Origin of the sequence: Mesorhizobium carmichaelinearum (assembly GCF_900199455.1) — a bacterium.
Taxonomy (GTDB): domain Bacteria; phylum Pseudomonadota; class Alphaproteobacteria; order Rhizobiales; family Rhizobiaceae; genus Mesorhizobium; species Mesorhizobium carmichaelinearum.
In genome coordinates this window covers 385,055-392,096 of the sequence record NZ_FZQR01000006.1, presented here as the reverse complement: position 1 = coordinate 392,096, position 7,042 = coordinate 385,055, and the positions used below count along the sequence as shown (strand labels likewise).

7 protein-coding genes and 1 pseudogene are annotated in these 7,042 nt (G+C 63.8%); 7 read left to right on the top strand and 1 reads right to left on the bottom strand.

Annotated elements, in window-relative coordinates:
- From CKW40_RS44620 to CKW40_RS16930, 3 genes and pseudogenes are all read left to right on the top strand, one after another.
- Window positions 1-100 (top strand): annotated as a pseudogene (locus CKW40_RS44620) (enoyl-CoA hydratase family protein); the annotation flags it as partial.
- Between the two features lie 230 nt (window positions 101-330).
- Window positions 331-1,479, top strand: coding sequence for an acyl-CoA dehydrogenase family protein (locus tag CKW40_RS16935; protein WP_095201010.1), 1,149 nt, complete (start codon window positions 331-333; stop codon window positions 1,477-1,479).
- A gap of 64 nt (window positions 1,480-1,543) precedes the next feature.
- Window positions 1,544-1,939, top strand: coding sequence for a RidA family protein (locus tag CKW40_RS16930; protein ID WP_095201009.1), 396 nt, complete (start codon window positions 1,544-1,546; stop codon window positions 1,937-1,939).
- A gap of 10 nt (window positions 1,940-1,949) precedes the next feature.
- Here the strand turns inward: CKW40_RS16930 and CKW40_RS16925 are convergent, their stop codons facing one another.
- A complete protein-coding gene (locus CKW40_RS16925; RefSeq protein WP_095201008.1) occupies window positions 1,950-3,041 on the bottom strand; it encodes an LLM class flavin-dependent oxidoreductase in 1,092 nt (363 codons plus the stop codon).
- Between the two features lie 122 nt (window positions 3,042-3,163).
- On the opposite strand from CKW40_RS16925, the gene CKW40_RS16920 reads away from it, so the two are divergent.
- The 4 genes from CKW40_RS16920 to CKW40_RS16905 all read left to right on the top strand — a co-directional run bounded on the left by CKW40_RS16920 (window position 3,164) and on the right by CKW40_RS16905 (window position 7,020).
- Entirely contained in the window at window positions 3,164-3,925 is a 762-nt protein-coding gene (locus CKW40_RS16920; protein WP_095201058.1) for an HpcH/HpaI aldolase family protein, read from the top strand.
- 179 nt (window positions 3,926-4,104) lie between these two features.
- Window positions 4,105-5,304 (top strand): pyridoxal phosphate-dependent aminotransferase, encoded by a 1,200-nt coding sequence (locus tag CKW40_RS16915; RefSeq protein WP_095201007.1) that lies wholly within the window; start codon window positions 4,105-4,107, stop codon window positions 5,302-5,304.
- 90 nt (window positions 5,305-5,394) lie between these two features.
- The gene (locus CKW40_RS16910; RefSeq protein WP_095201006.1) at window positions 5,395-6,192 is read left to right on the top strand and encodes an ABC transporter substrate-binding protein; all 798 of its coding nucleotides are present in this window, start codon (window positions 5,395-5,397) and stop codon (window positions 6,190-6,192) included.
- 153 nt (window positions 6,193-6,345) lie between these two features.
- Window positions 6,346-7,020, top strand: coding sequence for an amino acid ABC transporter permease (locus CKW40_RS16905; protein ID WP_095201005.1), 675 nt, complete (start codon window positions 6,346-6,348; stop codon window positions 7,018-7,020).
- The last annotated feature ends 22 nt before the right edge of the window (window positions 7,021-7,042 follow it).

Here is a 7,042-nt window from a genome sequence, read left to right as displayed (position 1 = left end):
GGAAGCGCAGGCGCAGGCGATCTGCATGCAGACGCGCGATTTCGAGCGCGCCTACAAGGCGTTCGTGGCCAAGGAAAAGCCGGTGTTCGAGGGGAATTGAGATGATGCTTTCCGTGGAGACGTCGGCGGGACAGCGCCCCCCTCTGTCCTGCCGGACATCTCCCCCACAAGGGGGGAGATCGGCTGTCATTGCCGCTTTCGCCAATCGCCAGCGCTGCAAGATGGGCGCCGGCGTCCAAGATGCCAATCTCCCCCCAAGTGGGGGAGATGTCCGGCAGGACAGAGGGGGGCGCCGTAGAGCGCTGTGCTCCATGCACTGCGGAGGCCAACATGCCTGACCGTTCCTTCCTCAACTGGCCGTTCTTCGAAGACCGCCACCGCGAACTGGCCGAAAGCCTGGAAGCATGGTGCTCGAAGAACCTCCCTGTCGATCATCACGACGTTGATGTCGCCTGCCGGGAGCTGGTGCAAAAACTCGGCCGCGACGGCTGGTTGAAGCCGACAGCTGTTGACACAGACAATCCTGGCCCCCTCGACGTCCGCACCTTGTGCATCACGCGCGAGACGCTGGCACGTCACGACGGGCTCGCCGATTTCGCTTTCGCCATGCAGGGGCTCGGCACCGGCGCGCTCAGTCTCTTCGGCACGGCGGAGCAGCAGCAATGGCTGGCAAAGACCCGGGCCGGCAAGGCGATCTCGGCCTTCGCCCTGTCGGAGCCGCGCTCCGGCTCGGATGTCGCCAACACCGAGATGACGGCGACCCGCGACGGCGACAGCTATGTTCTCACGGGCGAAAAGACCTGGATCTCCAATGGCGGCATTGCCGATCTCTACATCGTCTTTGCCCGCACCGGCGAGGCGCCAGGTGCCAAGGGGCTTTCGGCCTTTATCGTACCGGGTGACGCCAAGGGCCTCGGCATCGCCGAGCGCCTCGAAGTGATCGCGCCGCATCCGCTGGCGCGGCTGTCCTTCGACAAAGTCCGCCTGCCTGCCTCGGCGCTGATCGGCAAGCCCGGCGACGGTTTTCGTATCGCCATGTCGGTGCTCGACGTGTTCCGCTCGACCGTTGGCGCGGCAGCGCTCGGTTTTGCCCGCCGGGCGCTGGACGAAAGCATCAGCAGAGTGGCCGAACGCAAACTGTTCGGCGCACCGATGGCGGAATTGCAGATGGTGCAGGGCCACATCGCCGACATGGCGCTCGACGTCGATGCGACAGCACTTCTCGTCTACCGCGCCGCCTGGACCAAGGACATGGGCGCGGCGCGGGTGACGCGCGAAGCGGCGATGGCCAAGCTGTTTGCCACCGACAAGGCACAAGAGGTGATCGACAGAGCGGTGCAACTGCATGGTGGCGATGGCGTGCGCAAAGGCCACATCGTCGAAAGCCTGTATCGCGAGATCCGCGCGCTGCGCATCTATGAGGGTGCCTCCGACGTGCAGAAAGTGGTCATCGCGCGGCAAGTGATGGGCGCGGGCTGACGGCGGGACATTGACGGACATTCGATTTTGAAACTTGGTTTTTAGGAATACCGGGAGGCTTGAAATGCACGAGATTTTGCAGCCGGAAGGCTGGGCCAAACCGGTCGGCTACGCCAATGGCGTCGCGGCACGGGGGCGGCTCATCTTTGTCGGCGGACAGGTCGGCTGGAACGGGCAGTGCCAGTTCGAAACCGACGATTTTGTCGGCCAGGTGCGGCAGACGCTCCAGAACATCGCCGCGGTTCTGGCCGAGGCCGGCGCGGAGCCGCGGCACATCACCTCGATGACCTGGTATTTCACCGACAAGGCCGAATATCTCGCCAATCTCAGGGGCATCGGCGAAGCCTATCGCGAGGTGATCGGCCGGCATTTTCCGGCGATGGCGGCCATGCAGGTGGTGGCCCTGGTCGAGGACCGCGCCAAGGTGGAGATCCAGGCGACCGCCGTTATCCCGGAATAGAGAGCTTAGGCTATCCGCGAAGCCCAGCCTTCTGCAAAATCGGCAGCACGTTGTCGCAGAAATAGGGAAGCTCCTGCGTGTAGTTGACGAAGGAGAGCGCAATGCCCTGATAGCCGTGCCCGGCAATGGCGGCCATGTCGGCGGCGATCGTTTCCGGGGTTCCGATCAGCGGATAGGTGCCGGCACCGCCGGCGAAACGCTGGCGGTAGCGGTCATAGGCATGCGGGTCGTGCGACTGCGAGAATTCCTTCTTGCCGGCCATGTGGGCGTCGACCGCCTCGTGGTCGGCCAGATCGACCGCGTAACGCGTGTAATAGGCCTGCGCCTCTTCCATCGTCGGACGGCAGACGACATGCGCCACAGTGTAGACGCCGACGTCCCGGCCGACCTTGTCGGCCCGCTCGCTAATATCGGCGACATGCTTGCCGGCATCGCTCATCTCGGAAAAGGTCGTGAACAGATAATCGCACCGGGCGGCGGCGAAATCGCGGCCCGGGCCACCGAAAGCGGCGTTCATGGTCACCGGACGCGGAACCTGCAGGCTGGCCGGCCGGCTGACGGCTTCCTTGAGGCGATAATAGGTGCCTTCATAGTCGAGTGGATCGGCCGACGCATAAAGCTTCTCGAGGATTTCGATCCATTCGGCCGCCTGGTCATAGCCCTTCTCGACCAGTGGCGTGCCGAACATGCCGAATTCCTTCGGGTTCCAGCCACAGACGATGTTGAGGCCGGCGCGGCCCTGGCTGATGTGGTCGACCGTTGCCAGCGCCTTGGCGGCATAGAGCGGATGTACCAGTGGCACATGCACGGTCATGAACAGGCCGATCTGTTCGGTGGCAACCGCTAGCGCCGCCGCCCAGGTGAAGGTCTCGAACGACCATTCGCGCACCTTGTTGCGGCCGCCAAAGCCGCGCCAGCGCGCAATCGGCAGCATGAACTCCAGGCCGGCGCGGTCGGCAATTTGCGCCGCCGTCAGATTGTCCTGCCAGCTTGCCGTCCAGCGCTCCGGGACATCGGTGATCGCAAGACCGCCATCGGCGTTGGTCGAAAATACGCCGAGCTTCAGTTTGTTGGGGCCGTGCAAGGGATGTGGTTTGTTCATGTCGCGACCTCCCGGCGAAGATCGCACGCTACGGCTCCGCCAAAATATTTCAAGCCTGAAATAGCTTCGCCTTGCCACCGATTGCGGATATGAATTTGGGCCAGACGAAACAGGGAATCGGCATGAGCGAATTTCGCCAGAAATGCATCGGCAAGGCCAACCTCGTCGGCTCCTTTGCCGCCATTCCCCATCCCGTCGCGGTCGAAGTGATGGCGCTGGCCGGCCTCGATTTCCTCTGCATCGACTGGGAGCATGCGCAGATCTCGCGCGATATGATCGAAAGCATGGTGCGCGCGGCCGACGTCCACCGCGTGCCGGCGATGGTGCGCGTTCCCGGCCATGCGGCGGAAGCCATCCAGGCGGCGCTGGACAGCGGCGCGCAAGGCGTGCTGGTGCCACGCGTTTCGACCGCCGCACTGGCGGCGATGGCCGTCAAAGCCTCGCGCTATCCGCCGCTCGGCGAGCGCGGCGTCGGACCCGGCCGAGCCGCCGGCTACGGCTATCGCATTCCCGAATATCTGGCCGGCGCCAATGACAGAACCGTCGTCGCCGTCCAGGTCGAAACCTCCGAGGGGCTCGCCAACATCGACGCGATCGCGGCGGTCGACGGCGTCGACGTGATCTTCGTCGGCCCCGGCGACCTTTCGGTGTCGATCGATGCGATCGGACCGCAAGGCGCCGACAAGCTCAATGCGGCGATCCGGACGATCATCGGCGCGACGATCGCACATGGAAAAACTGCCGGCATATTTTGCGCCAGCCCACAGACTGTCAGCCGCTGGGCAGCCATCGGCGCGAGTTTCTTCGTGCTGGCCAGCGACACGATGTTTCTTGGCGCCGGTGCCGCGGCCAACTGCGCCGCGGCGCGCGACGAACTGGCATGAGATCAGGCAAAAAAGGCGTATCGGCGGAGCAACAGCCGCGCCAAACTTTTTAAGCTTAAAACTTTTGCCTTGAAAAGCGCGGCACTTTGGATAGCATCCGAAGTCGATAGTGACTGCCGTGCCGGAGGGGGCTTTTCGGGCAGTCCATCGTGGTGCTCCGGGTGGGAGGGGTTCAGTCCTTGTCGTTCATACTGCCCCAGTCATCGTCCAGCGCGCGCTATGCGTTCGACGGCGTGCGCGCCCAGATCCGCGATCTGCACACCGAAAACATCGCCAACCTCGCCGTTCGTGCACGTGAATTGGGCGATGTGATCGCGCTCTGGTACGGCGAAGGCGACATGGTCACGCCCGCCTTCATCCGCGACGCGGCAAAGGCCGCTTTCGATGAAGGGCTGACCTTCTATGTTCCCAACATGCGCGGCCACGGCCCGCTGAACGAGGCGCTGTCGGAATACCAGACGCGCATCCATGGCCGGCCGATCCCGATCACACGCACCACGGTTACGCCGGGTGGCATGCAGGCGCTGTATCTGGCCCTTGAGCTGCTGGTCGATACCGGCACCAATGTCGTCTATGTCGCGCCGCAATGGCCCAACATCCACAACGCCATCCATCTGATCGGTGGCGAGCCGCGGCCGTTTTCGCTCGACTTCAGAGGTGACTGGCGCCTCGACCTCGACCGGCTGTTCGCCACCTGCGATGCGCGCACCCGCGCCATCTTCCTGTCGACGCCATCCAACCCGACCGGCTGGACCGCGTCGAGCGAGGAGATGCAGGCGCTGCTCGACTTCAGCCGCCGCACCGGCATCTGGATCATTTCCGACGAGGTCTATGGCCGCCTCTATTTCGATGGCGATGTCGCGCCCTCGATCCTGCAAATCGCCGAGGACGGCGACCGGGTGCTGTCGGTCAACAGCTTCTCCAAGGCCTGGGCGATGACCGGCTGGCGCATCGGCTGGCTGACGCATCCGTCTGGAGTGGCCGACCAGCTCGGCGCCATGACCCAATACGTCAACAGCGGCACCGCTGCCCCGATCCAGGCCGGCGCGGTCGCGGCCATTCGCCAGGGCGAGCCGCTGGTCGAAGAAATCCGGCAGCGCATCAGGACCGGCCTCGATCTCGCCTATGACAGGCTGGCACAGATTCCTGATATCATCCTGCCGACGAAACCTCGTGGCGGCATGTATGCCTTCTTTGCCATGGAAGGTGAAAGCGACGCCCGCCAGGCCTGTACCAGGATTCTGGAGACGGCACGCGTCGGGCTGGCGCCCGGCCATCTCTTCGGAAGTTCGGCAACGGCCTTCCTGCGGATGTGTGTCTGCCGAGACCGCGACCAGATAGCGACCGCGCTCGAGCGCATGGTCGCAGCCATGAATTGACGCCCCGCTGGGAGGTGGGGCGGCAAGAAACCGTGCGGGGCGAGCCCCGCCCGATCAACAACCAGAGGGGACACCCCAGAGGGACCACCAATGAAGCTCAACCGTCGCAATATCATCCTTTTCGCCGCCGCCATCGGCATCGCCGCCGGCCCTGCGACCGCCTATGCGGCCGATGTGCTCAATGTCGGCGCCTACCCGACCAATCCGCCTTTCGAATACAAGAACGAGAGCGGCACCTTCGAGGGCTTTGAAGTCGACATCGTCAACGAAGCGGCCAAGCGCATCGGCATGACCACCGACATCGCCGATCTCGGCTTCCAGGCGCTGTTTGCGGCCACCACGTCGAAACGCATCGACGTCGCCATCTCCTCGATCACCATCACGGCGGAGCGGCTGAAGTCGCAGTCCTTCACGCAGCCCTATTATGATTCCGACATGGGCATCGCGACCAAGACCGACAGCGCTGTCAACACCGAGGCCGATCTCAAGGGCAAGATCGTCGGCGTGCTCTCCGGCTCGACCGGCGAAACCTGGGTCAAGGCGCATCAGGAAGCCGACGGCTTCAGCGACGTGAAGGGCTATGACACCCAGCAGAACCTTTTGCTCGACCTCAGCGCCGGCCGCGTCGACGCCGCCGTCAGCGACATTCCCGGCATGGAATATTCCTTCACCAAGATGAAGGATTTGAAGGTCAAGCAGCGCATCAAGACCGGCGAACAGTACGGCCTGATGATGACCAAGGACCATCCGCTGCTCGGCAAGCTGAACGACGCGCTGACGGCGATGAAGAAGGACGGCACGCTGGCCGCGATCCACAAGAAGTGGTTCGGCAGCGACGCGCCGGCTGACTCCTCGACGGTCAAGGAAATGCCGCTGCCGAAGGCCTGAGCGGCGATGCCCTGAAATCGTGCCGGCTTTCCCAGGCCGGCACGATTCGTTTCCTGCCTCAGCGCCGCGGCCGCGCAGACCGCCTTGCCGCAGGCGAGGTCGATTGGTTTTTAACTTGAGTACCCCTTTGCTCTGGGGTTCGGGAACGCTCCCATGTCGCTGATCGACACCTTCTTCAATCCCGATGTCATTGCGTCCAGCCTGCCGGCGCTGCTGCGCGGCTTCCTGAACACGCTGCTGCTCGGCATTTTGAGCATCGGCATCGGTATTCCCATCGGCCTGGTGATCAGCCTGCTGCGGCTCTATGCGCCGAAGCCGGTGCGCTGGCTGGCGGTTGGCTACACCGATATTTTCCGCGCCCTGCCGGTGCTGGTGGTGCTGATCCTGATCTACTATGCGCTGCCCTTCCTCGGCATCCGCCTGTCGTCCTGGGCCTCCGCCGTGACGGCGTTCGCCTTCATCATGTCGGCCTATTCGGCCGAAGTGTTCCGCTCCGGCATCGAGAGCATTCCGAAAGGCCAGTTCGAGGCGTCGCAGGCGCTTGGCCTGCCGTTCCTTTTGACCTTGCGCAAGGTGGTGCTGCCGCAGGCGATCCGCGTGGTCATCCCGCCGATGACCAGCAACTGCGTCTCGATGTTCAAGGACACCTCGCTGGCCTCGACCGTGGCGCTGCCGGAACTCTTGAAGGAAGCGACCAACGCGCAGTCGCTCTACGCCAACCCCTCGCCGCTGATCGGCGCGGCGCTGGTCTATCTCATCTTCCTCTGGCCGATGGTCCGCCTCGTCAGCCTGCTTGAAGACCGCTTCAAGACCGAAAAGACGCGCTGACCCCACTCGCAAAAAACCATTC